Genomic DNA, 18,239 nt, shown 5'->3' with positions numbered 1-18,239 from the left:
ATGCAGAACGAATATGCTGTCTAACGATTCTCCGATGTTGTAGCAAGCAAAAACTTCACTGCCCGGCTAATCGCACCAGGAATTACACTCACATGCTCCTCTTGCTCAAGCAGTGCCCAGCTTGCTTCAAAGCCTGGAATGCGCAGCGACATCATGTCAGCGCATAAATTCAGACTATCCTTGACCATATGATCAAGCTCATTTTCACCGGCAATCATAAGTGTTTTGGGCAATTGACTAAGAGCATTGCTTTTCAAATCTGCTTTGAACGTTTCATACTCATCTAATAACCCGTAATCATTCCACCAGATGGAAGCACTGCTTGCGATATAATGGGAGAACAATGCCGGTTGTGTGAATAAAGCATGAAGAACGAACAATCCTCCGAACGAATGACCAAACAATGCCTGCTTCCGCTTATTGATGGCGAACCGCTGTGCCATAGCCGGCATTAACTCCTTTTCAAAAAAGGCAAGCAGCTCATCTGCCCCGCCATATTCAGGCCAAGGCTCTCCGTTCGGACGCTGCGGTAAATTGGCAGGCTCGGCCGGCATCGTCAAATCATAGGTTCGACGCACGGTATCAAAGGCTTCGCCGCCAGGGTACCCGATGCCGACTATAATAGCCGGCTGGTATCCTTTGGGCTTGCGCGTCAACAATCGCGTGATTTCGGCGGCGGTTTCGAATAGTGCATTGCCGTCCAGCACATAGATGACACCATATCCGCCCTCTGCAGGCTCATCAAAAGGTTTTGCTATGAAAATTTCATAGTCCAAATGCTTGCTTTTACTCGTCATCAACATCGTTTCATAATTGTGCTTAACGTATGGCTTAATGATCATGGCTGCAAGAACGCCACGATATCGTCCATCGTTTTCTGGTAAGCAATTAATCCGCTCGATCTCCAGTGATCGCCTTTTACGTCGAACACTTGGCCAGCTTGAACGGCTGGCAGCGCGGTCCATAACGGGCTAGCTTTGATGTCTGCCAGGAAAGCATCTCCCAGACCATCATTGTTGTTAATGAATATATAATCGGCGTCTATGTCAGACAGCATTTCAAGCGAAATATCAGCGGACATTTCTCCTTCTACTAGAGCACTCTGGGCAAATCCCAGCTCACTGAGCACATAACCGCCGTAATGGAAGTTGCCTACCAAGAAGATTGCACGGGCATTCGCATTAATATATATCGCTTTTTTGCCGGCTGAAAGGCTGGTTAGCTTCGCTTTCGTTTCTTCCAGCTTGGTATTGTAAGCAGCAATAGCTTCTGTTGCTTTATCCTCTAGCCCCAGCAACTTCGCAATCGTTTCCGTTGCTTCCACTACGTTGCCAAGGGCATTCTTGAATACGTAAGTCGGAGCGATTTGCGAATAGTTCTCATGAACGCCATTCTGCGCATAGAAAGCGGTTGGGAATATAATTAGTTCCGGCTCCAAATCTACAACAGATTCCGGAGATGGAACGCCATTGGCAAAGCTGATTTCTTTGACACCACTAAGCGTATCCTGCAAATATTGCTGCGGTTTCTCGCCAGTGGACCATTGGGCTACTGGCGTTACGCCGAGTGTAACCAAGTAATCCTCCAAACCAGGCGCATACACCTTTTGTACCGTTCCGGGTATGGTTACGGTATTGCCTACCTGATCCGTTACGTCAAACGCTTCTCTTGGAGACGAATTCGATTCGTTTGCGCCTGTTTCATCCGTTGAACTCGATTCGCTTGTTGGTGCGGGAGTAGCCGTTGCCCCAGGATCGGCTTCCTTGTTGCTGCCGCAAGCTGCCAGTGCAATAGATAATAAACCAACCATTGCTGCATAACCTATATTTTTTGCATGGAACCACTTCATGATTGACTTTCCCTCTCTCCCGAATTCTCAATAATAATCATTCTCATTATTGAGTATATAAGAGATAAGGCTCGTTGACCATGCAACATATTACGATTGGCCATGTACATTTTCAAGGTAGCATCATCACGGCAACTTCCTCTAGCATTCGTCTTAAAGCAACAGGAGAATATTCAAACCACGGATCGGAATGAATAACAAAGATTTGTTGATGTTTGATAGCCTCCAGTCCTTTGAATCCAGCATCCCGTTGCAAATGATGCCAGGTTGCTCGCGACTCATCGTCGGGGCATATGATTGTAAACAGCTTGTCTACCTCCAATTGGCCCAACTCATCAATAGAAATTTCGGTATTATATAAGCCCTGATGCTCGTAACTGGATACCGCCCCTAAATCTTTGAATAAAAGATGTTGAATGCCTGAATTGCAATAAGCAAATATTCGCTGCTGATAAATGCGAATAACTAGAACCTTAGGCGGATTAGCCGCCCAGTCTAACCCTTGACGAATGTTATTCAATCTTGCTTGATACTGTGCGATCCACTGCTTCGCCTCTTCTCGTTTGTTCAATCGGGCAGCAAGCTCCGATAAGGCGATGAAGCAATCTTGCTTATCATCCAGCCAATAGACGGGAAAATGATCCTCCATCCGTTTGACCAGCTCCGACGGCATATCCTTGGGAGAGATGAGAAGATCCATTGGCAAATGGTACAGCTCACTCGGGATGCAGTAATTTTTATTTTTCGTCAAGGATACCTTATGCTCGATTTGATGCAGCCACAGATTATAATAATAGGGAGTCCACTTTGCGCTTAACGGTGCGGCAAAGGGCACGATGCCTGCCGCATGCAAATAACCCATCATGTTGCCGGTTACCACACCGATATGGGATTTTTGCTGGCTGGTGTACATCGTAGGCGATATGCCCTCAACCTTTTTGAACACTCGGCTAAAATAAAATTCATCGCTGTATCCAACAGCCTCAGCTATAAGTTTCAATCGAGCGTCTTCCTTTTGCAATAATTGCTTAGCCTTCTGAATACGCAGCTGGGTAACAAACTCCATTGGACTTTGGATGTACTCTTGCTTGAACGCCGAGGAGAAGTAGCTGGGACTTAGGCCCGTCAGACTTGCCAAATGATCTAACGTCAATTGCTTCGTGAAATTCTCTTCTATATAGTGTCTAACCTCGCTTAAATCTGTTTTTTGCATTGGTTTTTGCATTCTGTCACCCTCTATACCGCATGTCTGCATACAGTAAACTTTTTCCTTGCCACGAAATGATAATTATTATCAATTATACTTTTCTTTAGCGAAGCAGGCAATGGCGGAACTGTTATCAAAAAAAAGAAGCGGGACTTTTCCCGCTCCATTGCAGTATGCGATGCGCCAATCAGCTTAACGATTAGTTTTCCTTCACCAACACCGCCATACCTTACGCCAATTTTCCCAACCATACGGCAAGCGCTTCGCCGACTGCTTCGGGCGCGTCTTCTTGCGGGTAATGAAGACCCGGTACCGTAACTTCCGTCTGCGATGGCCAAGTACGGCAGAAATCGATGTGGGCTTGCTGCAGTCTGCCGGGTTCGCAATGAACGAACAGCTTGGGAACGGCGCTCTTCGCCAGATATTCGCCGTATTCGGCGACAATCGCTATTAGATCGGAGGGATCGCCGCCGATCGGCAGCTGGCGCGCCCAACTGAGCATGGGACGGCGGCTTTCACCCGGCTCCAAGAACGGACGGCGGTACTGAGCGCTCTCTTCATCCGTCAACTTGCGCAAAATGTTAACCGGCAGATTGAACTCGATGAACGAATTTTGCTCCAGCACCATCCGTTCCCCTTCTGGCGACCGAAGCGCTTGGAACACCTGGCGCCCTTCCTTCGACATATCATCCCAGCTGCCCGGCATAATGATCGCCTCCATATAAGCGATGCCTTTGACCGCGCCGGGATGACGCTTCGCCCAATCAAATCCCAGCGCCGATCCCCAGTCATGTACGACGAACGTCACTCGCTCGCTGACTCCCAGCTGTTCGAGCAGCTTATCAAGATAGCGGCGGTGTTCGACGAAGGTGTACGCGTCAGGCCCGCTGTACGGGAGCTTATCGGAATCGCCCATGCCGACGAGATCAGGCGCAATGCAGCGTGTACCTCGTCATAAAAATGCACCCCTTAGAATTTCATCGGAAAGAGGTTTTCCAATGTCTATGCTAAGGGGTGCACTTCTGCTTATTTGTGAGCATTCAATCTCTTCATCACTTTCTCCAGTCACTTTCGTTTGGTGTCTTTTTCAATATCGGCGAGTCGTGTGAGAGAAGCGTATCTATCGTTAACAATTTCTATCTTCATTCCTATGCTCTACATCCGTATGCTCTTCAATCCCATCATCCACATTCTTTTCAAAGGTATGAAGAAGTTCACGCACCTCATTCGTTGACTTCGTGCTCATCAATTGATTTCGCAATTCACTTGCCCCTCGAAATCCTTTGACATATATCTTAAAAAAACGCAAAAGTGTTTTAAATGGACGCAGCGTTAATTCTGTTGCATATTTATCATGAAGATCAAGATGCAATCTTAACAGATCCAGTAATTCGTCACTGCTATGCTCTCTCGGTTCTTTTTCAAAGGCAAAAGGATTATGGAATATCCCTCTCCCAATCATGATCCCATCTACACCATATTGCTCAGCAAGCTCTAGCCCCTTTTGCCGATCAGGAATATCTCCATTGATTGTCAACAGAGTGTCTGGTGCTATACGATCACGAAGCTCCTTAATTTCCGGAATGAGCTCCCAATGCGCATCTACCAGGCTCATTTCCTTTCTTGTACGGAGATGAATAGACAGATTAGCAATATTTTGCTTCAAAATATGGGTTAGCCAATCCCGCCATTCTTCTATATCGTTGTAGCCAAGCCTAGTTTTCACACTGACCGGCAATCCTCCCGCTTTTGCTGCTTGAATAATATCTGCCGCAAGATCTGGATGCAGAATAAGGCCGCTTCCCTTCCCTTTCGTTGCAACATTGTGCACGGGACATCCCATATTGAGATCCACACCTTTGAAGCCAAGCTTAGCCATACCTATACTCATTTCCTTGAAAAATTCAGGCTTATCCCCCCAAATATGAGCCACCATCGGTTGTTCATCTTCGGTGAACGTTAGACGTCCTCGTACGCCATAAGTCCCCTCAGGATGACAATAGCTCTCCGTGTTTGTAAACTCGGTAAAAAACACATCAGGTCTGCCTGCTTTGCTTACGACATGACGAAAAACAACATCCGTTACATCTTCCATTGGTGCAAGTATAAAAAACGGGCGAGGTAAATCACGCCAAAAATTATTATTCACTGCCTGTTCAATTCCTCTCTTATAGATACAGCGCTATTATCATTTGAAAATATATTCATAGTAACACAACTTATCTATTTTTAGTCTTCAGATATCATCTATATAATATTACCAATAGCTAGCGAATCAACTCAACCGCTTAATCACTTTCACCACTCGCTTTCGTTTGGTGTCTTTGTCGATATCGTCGAGCCGTGAGAAAAGCGTATGGATGAATGGAGCTTTGTTAGTATCGTTAACGATGGATATGGCATTCTCCGCATACATGGGAAGTTGATTGGTCGGACATCTCTTAAGCTGTTCGATGAGCAAGGTGAATGCATGATCAGCATAGGATGGGACAGAACAAAGCTTAATCAGGATATTGACTCCATGATCCTTGGTGATTACCGATCCTTTGTCCATACGATCAACAATCTGATCAAGTGCTGCATATATAACTTCCGGACTTTCAAGAGTTATCGCATCTAGTGCTGTCATAGCGCCCCAAACCAGTCGATTGTTCTTATGATCAAGCAAGGTTAAAAACTCTTTGCTGTATCCGGCAACCAAAGACGGCTTGCGATTTCCAATTTCATAGAGTACTTTAATACAATCGCTTTGGATGTCCTTGTCTTTGTTAGTTAAGTGATCCATAAGCTCTCTCACAGCTTCTCTATCTTCAATGTCGGCAATATATTGCGCCAGTTCCTGATTAGGACCTTCGTCTTTGCGATTGAGCGACGTTGCCAATTTATCGATTATAGTCATCTGTTGTTCTCCTTTTTCGGTTAGGCATCTCCATCTGCTTGCCCCCATGGTAAGCAGTACCGGGTCGCAACGCTCGCTCTGTCGGCATTTGCCTTAGTTACAGCGCGTACAGTTGATAGCGGAATAGTCCATTCAACTGCCCAGGAAGATACCGATCTACATCGATCAGGTTTTGATTCCGTTTGAAACAACTTTCCTGTACTCTAATGCACTTGTCACTTATCAGTGAAAAAAAGTAAACCTGCCCCCTTTTGGAGAGCAGGCCTGTTCCATATTCTATTTGGAGCTAGGGTTCTCTCCTGATAGCTGTGCCGCTTCTTTTTCTGAACTTTTATTGTTGCTTTGATCCACTTCAAAAATATCAAGCAGGAACATAAAGATCGGAATCCCAATAATAAGTCCCCAGATCCCCATGAAATGCTGGGAGAAAATGAGAATAATAAAGGTGTAGAACATCGGCAGCTTTGTTTTGTGAGCGTATAACCTAGGATTTAAGAAGTATGTCTCCACTGCATGGATAAGCAAAATCATAATAATCGCCCAAATGACCGTTGTAATACCGCCTATCTGGTAACCGATAATACTGATCGGAATGAAGGAGATCACAACACCGACTACCGGCACAAGGCTCAGTAAAAATACCGTGATACTTAGAGCGAACAAGTAAGGGTAGCCCATAATCCACAAACCGACAATCGTCAGAATCGTGTTGAATACGGCAATCATCAGCTGAACCTCAATCACTTTACCGAAAGAAGAGGTGAATTTTTGGCCAAAGTATTTAAACTCATTGTAAGCCCAACTAATTTTGCTCTTGCTCAACTTTTCCGTAAAATGATTGACGGTATGCTTCTGGATTAAGTAGAAGTAGCTCAATACGATAACAAAAACAATTACCTCTGCCCATTTACCGAGTTTCACAATATAATTTAATGCATAGCCCCCGTATTGCTCTAATTCCAGTTTGTTAAGCGTGGAGGAGACAAACTCAGCAAATTCATCCGACTGAGGTGTGTCCAAGAATTTGATCATGGACACATATAAATCGGAAATTTGATTAATGAGCTTCGGAATATAATTGATAATTCCATATACGAGCCCAAATATTAATACAGCGTACAATACCGTATTAACGACAATGGGAGATATGGGGAACAACTTAGATATTTTCTTCGTAAGAAAGCCCTCTAGGCGTCCCATGACGAAGGTAACAAGAAACAGCAGCAACATCAAATTGAGCATGTCTCTCAAGCTGTACAGCAACAAAACGACCAGTAAGAGGAACAGGATTCTTCTTACTATACTATTGGCAAAAAACTCCCGCAAAAAATTCATTCGCTTCCCTCAATTACTTATAGTTTAGTCATTCAAAGATTTATGGATGCGGAGAGTCACCTTACGAAAGCTCGATTTCTGACCGCGGTTGCCAGTCAAGTTATTATATATGAAAATTACTGCATTTAAAACTGTTCCCGTAGTCCTTACCACCAGCAAACTGCTCATATCCGCGTCACCATGGAAAGCGTAATTCGAGCAAAAGAAAAGCCGCCTTGTGTGAAGGCGGGACGGATTCATGCAACATTCCTATAAAACAAGTAATTCTCCATTACGGAAATAATAAATATTTTCCCTTCATTTCTGTACTTTATATGTGGCTTAATCGTCATTTTCACCAGATCGCCTTCATTGACGGAGAACATGAGCGTGTCAGGAAACAGCTTACCGTTCATCGTGAATGCATATCGGAATGCGCCATCATAGAAGCCGAGCCACTAGCTAGAGAATGCACGCTATTGAGAAAAAAGGTTATCCTGCACGCAGATAAGCACGTGCGGGATAACCTCATGTTAGCCAAAATCAGATTAGATTAGATAGCTGTAGCAGGCGTTGCACGATGGTCGCAGCCTCGGCTCTCGTCACGAAGTCCTGTGGCGCAAGTTTTGCACCGCTTTTCCCCATTATGACTCCTGACTGGATACAATCTGCAATTCCGCCCAACGCCCATTTGGAGGCAGAAGCCGCATCCGTATACGGAAGCAGTATTTCATCTGCCGCTTGGCCGGTCCGCTTGGCTTTAAGTCCGGTGAGTGTCATGACTCTGGATAACATGACCATCGCTTGCTCGCGAGATATTCGATCATTCGGATTAAACGTGCCGTCTTCAAATCCAGTAATCAAGCGATAGGTATATATTGTATTCACGACATCGTTGTACCAAGCTGACTGGAGAATATCCGAGAATGGAGCGGCTCCATTCTCCATAGGCAGCCCTAATCCACGAACGAGTATGGCGGCAAACTCCGCGCGGGTAATTTCCCGATCTGGCTCAAACAAGTTGCCTGCACCCTCAACGATCATCCGCTCACCCATGTCGCGGATAGCCTGTTCGGCCCAGTGACCCGTCACATCATTGAATTTTGCAGCATGAGATACAATGGCGAACGTGCCGTTATTCAGGCTTCTGACTTTTACAAAATGCTGATTTTCAATCTCAACGACTTGGATTGGTACAGTGCGGAACATACCATTTGGTTCAACGGCTACGGCTGCTGTCACCGAATCCGGGTTCACATTGTCCGGAATCGCAATCCAATGTTCCAGGAAAGTGTTGAACTTCGAAAGTTCGACTGTTGTCTCTCCGTATGTCGCCTGGATGTTAAATTCAATCGGCGGCACCAGGAGGGTGAACATGCCTTGGGATACGGCATCTTTGATCGTATTAGCCGTGTCCTCTGCTCCCCGTGTGTTAATCTCTACTTTTAGTTTGATGTCCTGCTGGGCGACCGATTCGCCAAACAGGCTGACCAAAGCTTCAAGGTTGATTTGCTGCACCGGCAACACATACTTGGCTTTGTCGGTTTCGAAAGTGATGACAGCTTGCTTTGCTGCCATGCTTCTGACCAAAGGGACATCCATTTCAGCCACAACCCTATCAAAGCTTGAGTTCACCCGATAAGTGATGAGCGCGCCTTGTTCTACCGCCGCAAGTCGATTCACAAGCTTGTTCCGATCGACAATGATCGTCAGCATCTTGTTGCCGTGATCCACTGTAGTTTGCGCTCCCGCATCGACCACTTCATGGTTAAGAAAGACGTCCGCTAGTGAAGCTGCAGTCTCACTGTTATTATTACTGCTGCCGTTGCCGCCGCCGGTCGGGGAGCTTGGGATGACTGCATTGGATGCAGTAGAGGCCATGCTTTTTCCGACTTCATTGATCGCTTTAACTGTAAAGGTATAACTTATGCCAGGGGTCAGGCCAGTCATCGTGATTGGGCTTGAGGATCCGCTTCGTACAATTCCTCCCGATGAATCAGTCACTTCATAGCTGGTGATGGCGTAACCACCGTCATTGGCTGGTGGAGTAAAGGAAACAGTTGCCTGCCCATTCCCAGCAACAGCTATTACATTGGTAGGCGCGTCAGGAACAGTACCTGGTGTGGCGCTAGCTTCATTCGACGCCTCACTCAAACCTCCTGCATTGCCCGCTTTTACGATAAAGTAATATGTCGTTCCGTTCATCAGCCCCATCATGTTGTATGTCGCATCTGTGACTGATACAGCAACCGGTTCGTCAAACAGGCCTTGAACGGTTGACACGTACACTTTGTAATAGGTTGCACCCTTCACTGTACCCCAATTTAAGTTGACCTGGCCGTCTGCTCTGTCCGCAGTCAATTGATGCACACTTGCAGGAACGACGTTAACGGTCACCACGTAATTCTGCGTGGAGCCATCCGACGCGGTCACTGTATACGTCACCGGATTGGTGAAGTCCTGCGCCACTTCGCTGATCGGCGAGGTGCTTGCACCTGTGTGTGTAATTGTTGGCGCTAGTGCTGTAACATCCGTTCCATATGGAACGGTGATGTCAATCGTATGATTCGCTTCGTTCACCGTACCGACAGCAGCTGGTGTCGTGAAGCTGAACGCTGTGATTGCCTTCCCCGAGTTTGCTGCAACATTCGCCGTTACGGTGTAACTTTGCGTGGTGCCATCCGACGCGGTCACCGTATACGTCACCGGATTGGTGAAGTCCTGCACCACTTCGCTGGTCGGCGAGATGCTTGCACCTGTGTGTGTAATTGTTGGCGCTAGTGCTGTAACATCCGTTCCATAAGGAACGGTGATGGCAATCGTATGATTCGCTTCGTTCACCGTACCGACAGCAGCTGGTGTCGTGAAGCTGAACGCTGTGATTGCCTTCGCCGGGCTGGCGGCTACACTCACCGTTACGGTGTAATTCTGCGTGGAGCCATCCGATGCGGTCACCGTATACGTCACCGGATTAGTGAAGTCCTGCGCCACTTCGCTGTTCGGCGAGATGCTTGCACCTGTGTGTGTAATTGTTGGCGCTAGTGCTGTAACATCCGTTCCATATGGAACGGTGATGGCAATCGTATGATTCGCTTCGTTCACCGTACCGCCAGCAGCTGGTGTCGTGAAGCTGAACGCTGTGATTGCCTTCGTTGAGCTGGCGGCTACACTCACCGTTACGGTGTAATTCTGCGTGGAGCCATCCGATGCGGTCACCGTATACGTCACTGGATTGGTAAAGTTCTGTGCCACTTCGCTGTTTGGCGAGATGCTTGCACCTGTGTGTGTAATTGTTGGCGCTAGTGCTGTAACATCCGTTCCATAAGGAACGGTGATGGCAATCGTATGATTCGCTTCGTTCACCGTACCGACAGCAGCTGGTGTCGTGAAGCTGAACGCTGTGATTGCCTTCGTTGAGCTGGCGGCTACACTCACCGTTACGGTGTAATTCTGCGTGGAGCCATCCGACGCGGTCACCGTATACGTCACCGGATTAATGAAGTCCTGCACCACTTCGCTGATCGGCGAGATGCTTGCACCTGTGTGTGTAATTGTTGGTGTTAATGCAGTAACGTCTGTTCCATATGGCACAAGAACCGTGATTGTACCCGCTGCTTCGTTTATCGCTCCAGCAACAGAAGGTGTCATGAAGCTAAACTCTGTGATTGCCTTCGCCGGGCTGGCGGCCACATTTACCGTTACGGTGTAACTCTTCTTGCTTCCATCCGCTGCAGTCACTGTATAGGATACCGGGTTTGTAAAGTTCTGTGCCGTGCCGCTATTCGGTGAGATGCTTGCTCCCGTATGCGTAATCGTCGGTGTTAATGCAGTAACATCTGTTCCATATGGCACATGAACCGTGATGGTACCCGCTGCTTCGTTTATCGCTCCAGCAACAGAAGGTGTCGTGAGACTAAACTCTGTGATTGCCTTCGCCGGGTTGGTAGCCACATTCACCGTTACCGTGTAACTCTTTATGCTTCCATCCGCTGCAGTCACCGTATACGTCACCGGATTGGTAAAGTTCCGGGCCGTACCGCTATTCGGCGAGATGCTTGCTCCCGTATGGGTAATCGTTGGTGTTAATGCAGTAACGTCTGTTCCGTATGGCACGGTTACAGCAATCGTGCGGCTCGCTTCGTTCACCGTACCGGCAACAGCCGGTGTCGTGAAGCTAAACGCCGTGATTGCCTTTGCCGGGCTAGCGGCTACATTTACCGTTACTGTGTAACTCTTTATACTCCCGTCAGCTGCGGTCACCGTATACGTCACCGGATTGGTAAAGTTCCGTGCCGTACCGCTGGTCGGCGAGATGCTTGCTCCCGTATGTGTAATCGTCGGCGTTAGCGAAGCGACATTCGTTCCATAGGGCACATGGACCGTGATTGTACCCGCTGCTTCGTTTATCGTTCCAGCAACAGACAGTGTCGTGAAGCTAAACGCTGTGATCGCCTTTGCCGGGTTTGCGGCCACATTCACCGTTACCGTGTAACTCTTATTGCTCCCGTCAGCTGCGGTTACCGTATACGTCACCGGATTGGTAAAGTTTTGTGCCGTACCGCTATTCGGTGAGATGCTTGCTCCCGTATGCGTAATCGTTGGTGTTAATGCAGTAACGTCTGTTCCATATAACACATGAACCGTGATTGTTCCGGCTGCTTCGTTCACCGTACCGGAGACAGCTGGTGTCGTGAAGCTAAACGCTGTAATTGCCTTCGCCGGGCTGGCGGCCACATTCACCGTTACGGTGTAACTCTTCTTGCTTCCATCCGCTGCAGTCACTGTATAGGATACCGGGTTCGTAAAGTTCTGTGCCGTGCCGCTATTCGGTGAGATGCTTGCTCCAATATGCGTAATCGTCGGCGTTAGCGACGTGACATTCGTTCCATAGGGCACATGAACTGTGATTGTACCCGCTGTTTCGTTTATCGTTCCCGCAACAGCTGGCGATGCAAAGCTAAATACCGTGATTGCCTTCGCCGGGCTGGCGGCCACATTCACCGTTACGGTGTAACTCTTCTTGCTTCCATCCGCCGCGGTCACCGTATACGTCACCGGATTGGTAAAGTTTCGTGCCGTACCGCTGGTCGGCGAGATGCTTGCTCCCGTATGCGTAATCGTTGGTGTTAATGCGGTAATGTCTGTACCGTATGGCACATGAACCGTGATTGTTCCGGCTGCTTCGTTTATCGTTCCCACAACAGCTGGCGATACAAAGCCAAATGCCGTAATCGCCTTCGCCGGGCTGGCGGCCACATTCACAGTTACCGTGTAGCTCTTCATGCTTCCGTCCGCTGCCCTCACGGTATACGTCACCGGATTGGTAAAATTCTGTGCCGCGCCACTATTCGGCGAGATACTTGCTCCCGTATGCGTAATCGTCGGCGTTAGTGACGCGACATTCGTTCCGTATGGCACATGAACCGTGATTGTACCGGCTGCTTCGTTTATCGTTCCCACAACAGCTGGCGATGCAAAGCTAAATACCGAGATCGACTTCGCGGGGCTGGCGGCCACATTTACCGTTACCGTGTAGCTCTTCATACTTCCGTCCGCTGCCCTCACCGTATACGTCACCGGATTGGTGAAATTCTGTGCCGATCCGCTATTCGGAGAGATGCTTGCTCCCGTATGCACAATCGTCGGCGTTAGCGACGCGACATTCGTTCCATAGGGCACTTGAACCGTGATTGTTCCAGCTGCTTCGTTTATCGTTCCAGCAACAGCTGGCGATGCAAAGCCAAATGCCGTTATCGCCTTCGCCGGGCTGGCGGCCACATTCACCGTTACCGTATAACTCTTCGTGCTTCCGTCCGCCGCGGTCACCGTATACGTCACCGGATTGGTAAAGTTCCGTGCCGTACCGCTGGTCGGCGAGATGCTTGCTCCTGTGTGTGTAATTGTTGGAATTAGCGACGTAACATTCGTTCCGTATGGCACATGAACCGTAATTGTACCGGCTGCTTCGTTTATCGTTCCAGCAACAGCTGGCGATGCAAAGCCAAATGCCGTGATCGCCTTCGCTGGGCTCGCGGCCACATTCACCGTTACCGTGTAACTCTTTATGCTCCCGTCAGCTGCGGTCACCGTATACGTCACCGGATTGGTAAAGTTCCGTGCCATACCGCTGGTCGGCGAAATGCTTGCACCCGTATGTGTAATCGTCGGAGTTAACGAAGTAACATTCGTTCCGTATGGTACATGAACCGTGATTGTTCCGGCTGCTTCGTTTATCGTCCCAGCAACAGCTGGCGATGCAAAGCCAAATGCCGTGATCGCCTTCGCCGGGCTGGCGGCCACATTCACCGTTACCGTGTAACTCTTCGTGCTTCCATCCGCTGCGCTCACCGTATATGTCACCGGATTGGTAAAGTTCTGCGCCGCGCCGCTATTCGGCGAGATGCTTGCACCCGTATGCGTAATCGTCGGCGTCAGCGATGCAATATTTGTTCCATAAGGTACCGTTATGCTTATCGTTCTGCCCGCCTCGTTCACTGTTCCCGTCACTGCCGGGCTTGCGAAGCTGAACGCGGTGATTTCCTTCGTCGCACTTACTGCCAAACCGAGCTTTGCTGGTTTTAATACTCCATTTCCCCAGTGCCACAGCTTTCCCTCTAGATCCAAGGCATACGATCTATCCAATCCCCCCTCCACGGATCTGAAGCCTACCATACGTAGAACGCCATCCTCGAAAGAAGAGACCGTATATGTCTTAGCATATGACGTGTCCGAAGTTGTACCGTCGCCCAATTGCCCCTGTTCATTTACTCCCCAAACCCACATTTTCCCGTTAACATCCAACCCCAACGTGTGACTATACCCTGCGGAGATTTGAGCAAACTCAATCGGATTGCTGCCGTTCTTAATCGGAATGGGGATTGGATTGTAGCTGAAATTTGGAGAAAGCCCATGTCCAAGCTGCCCTCTGGAATTGTCTCCCCAGCCCCATACGTTACCGTAAGTATCGAGAGCCAACACGAATGGCCCCGCTCCGCTTGAACCGGAACCAATGGATACCGATTTGAATCTCACGCCTGCCATCGTCCAGTATCGTTGGGGGAGATATCGTCCTTCCTCACGGATGTACCATACCTGGTCATCTGTATCTATTGCCATAACTGCTTGATCATGTCCATAAAGCGATTTTAATTTATAAGCTGTCCCATCCTTTTCCACTGGCACCTGCACCGGTACTTGGGGAGTCAACGTTGTTTCATAGCCCCATCCCCACAAGGAACCATTACTGTCCAAAGCGAATGAAGCATTCACTGTCGCTGCGATATCTACAAACGTTCTACCCGGGATGTTAATTCTCGTCCATGTAAGAGAATCGCCTAACGGTCCGTTGCCCAATTGTCCGTCAGAATCATGTCCTGTCGTCCAGATATTCCCGTTATTATCCAAGGCTATAGAATGATTGGCTGCCGGATTTGCTTTTGTAAATCTAACCGGAGTACCACCATTCATCACTTGAACTTTTTTGGGGAGTGCGGAGGATACAGTTGTACCGTCACCATATTGCCCATACTGGTTGCCATTCTCTCCCCATGCCCAAATCTGACCCTCCTGATCCAAAGCAAATGTAGTCGCTTCTTCGGAAGTGACAGATACAAATACGGGGTCATTGGGTGCAGCATCTGTAATCGTAGGAATAAATAACAGACTTGCAATAAGCATTAGTAGACTAATCATTATTTTTTTCTTGATTAAAGTCGATTTTCTCATTATGTTCTCCTTTTCTTAATAGCCCGAGGCATCATTATCCTAGTATTTTATAGAAATCAGCATATCAGACGGCTATAAAAGAACTATAAAAGAACGATGAAAGAACTATGAAAGAATCGCTGTTCACTTGTTATTGCGAAAGATCTTTACGTATAATAGAGTTGGTCGGAAATTCCAGATGTTTCTTGTTCCAAGGAGAATTTTGCAGCTATGAGTATAACGCTATCCAATGTGGCCATGCTGGTTTCTGTTTTTTTGATGATCGCGTTTTTATGCTACGCCTTTCTGTACAGTCAGGAACGGGGAATCCGATATTTTGCGTGGGTCATGATTTGCCGCGTGATTTATGCCGGAAGCGTGATCATGGAAATTAACAGCGAAAGCTTAGCTGCAAAAATGCTGTTTCGAAATATAGAACAGACCAGCTTGTTGTTTGTGGTGCCTATGATGATTTTTTTCGTGCTGGCTTTGTTTGGGAAGAGCGAATATCTACGTCCGATTCGCATGATGCAGATTCTATCGATTTTCATACTATGGTCATTGCTTATATGGACGAACCCCTATCACCAGCTAATTTTTGATCATATAGAACTCAACCAAGGGCATTTGGAAATAAGCAAAACCGTCTATTCGATTACATTTAATATCATCTGTTATCTGATTATTGCTGCTTGCGTTTTTTATTTGTTTATCTATCTGCGCCGAGTACGTCCTGAATTGCGCAAGCCCGGTATCTGGATCATCCTATGCGGCTGTATCCCCGCTGCGACGGAGGTTGCCAAGTCCGCTTACTCCGGCTTTACGCCGTGGCTGCTTCCCCTATCGGTATACTCCGGCTTCCTCGGAATGGCTATGCTGTGGATGGTGATCCGTTACCGGATGTTCTCGGTCGTTCCGCTTGCAAGACAAGTCGTGGTGGAGACGATGGAGGAAGGAATACTCATTGTCAATCACAGAGGAAGCGTCATCGATAGCAATGCGTATGTCGCCCCCTTATTTACGGGTGCAGGAGAAGATTCGATTGCCGGGCGGCGTATCGACACATTGTTGGCTAATTGGCCAGACTGGCTTCGAGCCTGCGAGCGAATGGAAGCGAGCGATATGGAGATCGACGCGCAGGTGAACGGACAATCCCGGGTCTATTCCGTTAAGGTGTATCCATTGGCTTCCCTAGGAAAAAAGGGGCAAGGTACCGTATCCATATTGTTCGATATTACAGAAAAGCAAAGGCAGATGGAGCAGATCGTTAAGCTTAATCAGCTAAAAGACCAGTTGTTCGCAATCGTTTCCCATGATATTCGCAATCCTTTGGCCGTCCAGGCTAGTTTGATTGAAGTGCTGAAAGAAGATAAAGGGATGTTTAACCGCAATCATCAGGAAGTGATCGATGCCTTAAGCGGGCAAATTCAACATACATTTGTGATGATCGAAAATTTGCTGGAATGGTTTCGCAGCCAGAAGGAAGGCATGCTGCTACAGCCCGAACGATTACGACTGTCCGACGTGGTCGAGGAAGTGTGCCGCACGCTGCAACTTAATGGTGAAGCCAAACAAATCGCTATACATTTGGAAATCGACAGCGACATTGAAGTTTATGCGGATAGAGAAGCGGTCAATTTGATCGTTCGTAATCTGATGACGAATGCGATCAAATTTTCCGAGCGAGGCGAGAAAATTCTGGTTAGCGCTGATGCCAATGCCGAGCAGGTGATCGTATCGGTCAGCGACAATGGTGTGGGTATGGATGAAGATCGGGTTCGGGAATTGTTTGATCCGCTAAGACTCGTGTCCACTACAGGTACTGCCGGGGAGAGAGGAACCGGACTGGGATTGCAGGTCTGCCAACAATTCGTGCGGATGAGCGGCGGACAAATTTGGGTGGAGAGCATACCGCGTCAGAAAACTGTTTTTTACTTTTCGCTTCGCGCGGCAAACTCGGAAAGGGGCCACGATGAAAGTACTGCTTATTGATGACGAACAGGCGATGTTGACGGCATTGAGCCAGCTATTGTCGCGAATAGAAGGCGTGGAAATCGTCGGGATGGTACGCAGCAGTGCAGAAGCGGTTGCGTTTGCCGCACAGCATGTCGTGGATCTTGCCTTTGTCGATATCATGATCGCGGAAGACAGCGGATTGACAGTAGCCCTTGCGTTACGGAAGATGAACGCCGACTTGGATATTGTGTTCGTAACCTCCCATAAGGGGTATGCGCTGGATGCTTTTGACGTATATCCATTGGATTATATTGTGAAGCCAGTTTCCCTGAAGCGCTTAGAAGAAACCGTTGCTAGAGCAGCAAGAGGACGGGTGGAAAAGCTCGATTCCGGTAACTTGGACAGTTCAAAACGATTGTCGGTTGCAGGCTTGGGAGGTTTGCAAATCAGCAGCGTGCAAGGAGACTCATTGAAGTGGATGTCCCGCAAAAGCCAGGAGCTGTTTGCGTATTTGTTGCTCTGTCACGGGAATCGTGTGGCCAAGGTTCGTATTCTGGAAGACTTATTCCATGATAGAGAAGAGAAAAATTCGGAGTTGTATCTCAATACTGCGCTATACCAGCTGCGCAGGACCCTGTCTACTTGCGGAATAAAGGAAAATATCACCTCTGATCGCGAACATTATCTGATGAGTTTGGAACCAATCAAGGTCGATTTCATAGAATTCGAGGAGCGATTGTCCGGTTTTCACACCATTGATGAGAACAATATTGAGGCCGCAATTGCCGCTCAGAAAATGTATACAGGCGATTTGTTCGATGACAAAGCGTACGGGTGGGCGCTTGTGGAGCGCGAGCGGCTCAGTGATTTGTATGAGGCGTTCGCCAAACGTCTAGCCAAGTGGCTGCTCGACAATAATCAGATTCGTCAGGCCGTTCAGATTGCTAAAAGGTTGGTACGGCGCAACGAATTGGATGAGGAAGCGAATATGCTGCTTATGCACGGGTTTGCCGCTTTGAAGGACAGACTGGCCCTCCAATTGCACTACAAGCAGTATGAATCGCTGTTAAAACAAGAACTCCATATTCAGCCCTCAGCAGAGTTAGCTGAGTGGTACGGTCGATTGTAGCTAGTGACACAGGTAAGCGATCTGGACCGTTCAAATCTAAAACCTCGGTGTAAAAAGCCGGATGCGCTGCGACTAATGGCTAGATGCTCTTCAAGTTCAGACAGTGGAATGACTTGTTCAATAAGCGCTTCGCCAAGTGTATTCATCCTGTGCCTATCCTGCTCTATTGCTGCTTAAAGGT

General features: G+C 47.9%; 10 protein-coding genes. 2 read left to right on the top strand and 8 right to left on the bottom strand.

Going from position 1 to position 18,239, the window contains the following annotated elements; genetic code table 11:
• Positions 1 to 20: 20 nt before the first annotated feature.
• The 8 genes from D3P07_RS12190 to D3P07_RS12155 form a co-directional block, all read right to left on the bottom strand.
• Positions 21 to 797, bottom strand: coding sequence for an alpha/beta hydrolase (locus D3P07_RS12190; RefSeq protein WP_259391461.1), 777 nt, complete (start codon positions 795 to 797; stop codon positions 21 to 23).
• Between the two features lie 41 nt (positions 798 to 838).
• Complete coding sequence (locus D3P07_RS12185; RefSeq protein ID WP_119800491.1) at positions 839 to 1,849, bottom strand: ABC transporter substrate-binding protein; 1,011 nt, start codon at positions 1,847 to 1,849, stop codon at positions 839 to 841.
• Positions 1,850 to 1,961: 112 nt separating this feature from the next.
• A complete protein-coding gene (locus D3P07_RS12180) occupies positions 1,962 to 3,074 on the bottom strand; it encodes a helix-turn-helix domain-containing protein (protein ID WP_182914283.1) in 1,113 nt (370 codons plus the stop codon).
• A gap of 211 nt (positions 3,075 to 3,285) precedes the next feature.
• Positions 3,286 to 3,993 carry a haloalkane dehalogenase gene (locus D3P07_RS12175; RefSeq protein ID WP_259391491.1) on the bottom strand — a complete coding sequence of 236 codons (708 nt, stop codon included), beginning with the start codon at positions 3,991 to 3,993 and terminating at the stop codon, positions 3,286 to 3,288.
• 189 nt (positions 3,994 to 4,182) lie between these two features.
• On the bottom strand, positions 4,183 to 5,151 hold the full coding sequence (locus D3P07_RS12170) for a tRNA dihydrouridine synthase (RefSeq protein WP_119800808.1): 969 nt from the start codon (positions 5,149 to 5,151) through the stop codon (positions 4,183 to 4,185).
• 180 nt (positions 5,152 to 5,331) lie between these two features.
• A complete protein-coding gene (locus D3P07_RS12165; RefSeq protein ID WP_119800488.1) occupies positions 5,332 to 5,955 on the bottom strand; it encodes a HEAT repeat domain-containing protein in 624 nt (207 codons plus the stop codon).
• Positions 5,956 to 6,231: 276 nt separating this feature from the next.
• Positions 6,232 to 7,290 carry an AI-2E family transporter gene (locus D3P07_RS12160; RefSeq protein WP_119800487.1) on the bottom strand — a complete coding sequence of 353 codons (1,059 nt, stop codon included), beginning with the start codon at positions 7,288 to 7,290 and terminating at the stop codon, positions 6,232 to 6,234.
• A gap of 522 nt (positions 7,291 to 7,812) precedes the next feature.
• Positions 7,813 to 14,994, bottom strand: coding sequence for a DUF5018 domain-containing protein (locus tag D3P07_RS12155; protein WP_119800486.1), 7,182 nt, complete (start codon positions 14,992 to 14,994; stop codon positions 7,813 to 7,815).
• 210 nt (positions 14,995 to 15,204) lie between these two features.
• Between D3P07_RS12155 and D3P07_RS12150 the strand changes: the two genes are divergently transcribed.
• A complete protein-coding gene (locus D3P07_RS12150; protein WP_119800485.1) occupies positions 15,205 to 16,965 on the top strand; it encodes a sensor histidine kinase in 1,761 nt (586 codons plus the stop codon).
• Positions 16,946 to 18,058, top strand: a complete 1,113-nt coding sequence (locus tag D3P07_RS12145; protein WP_119800484.1) for a response regulator — start codon at positions 16,946 to 16,948, stop codon at positions 18,056 to 18,058. Before D3P07_RS12150 ends, D3P07_RS12145 begins: the two co-directional genes overlap by 20 nt.
• The last annotated feature ends 181 nt before the right edge of the window (positions 18,059 to 18,239 follow it).

The sequence above is a fragment of the Paenibacillus sp. 1011MAR3C5 genome (assembly GCF_003591485.1).
Lineage (GTDB): Bacteria > Bacillota > Bacilli > Paenibacillales > Paenibacillaceae > Pristimantibacillus.
Note: the sequence above shows the minus strand (reverse complement) of the source record. Positions and strands in the feature narration are given on the sequence as shown.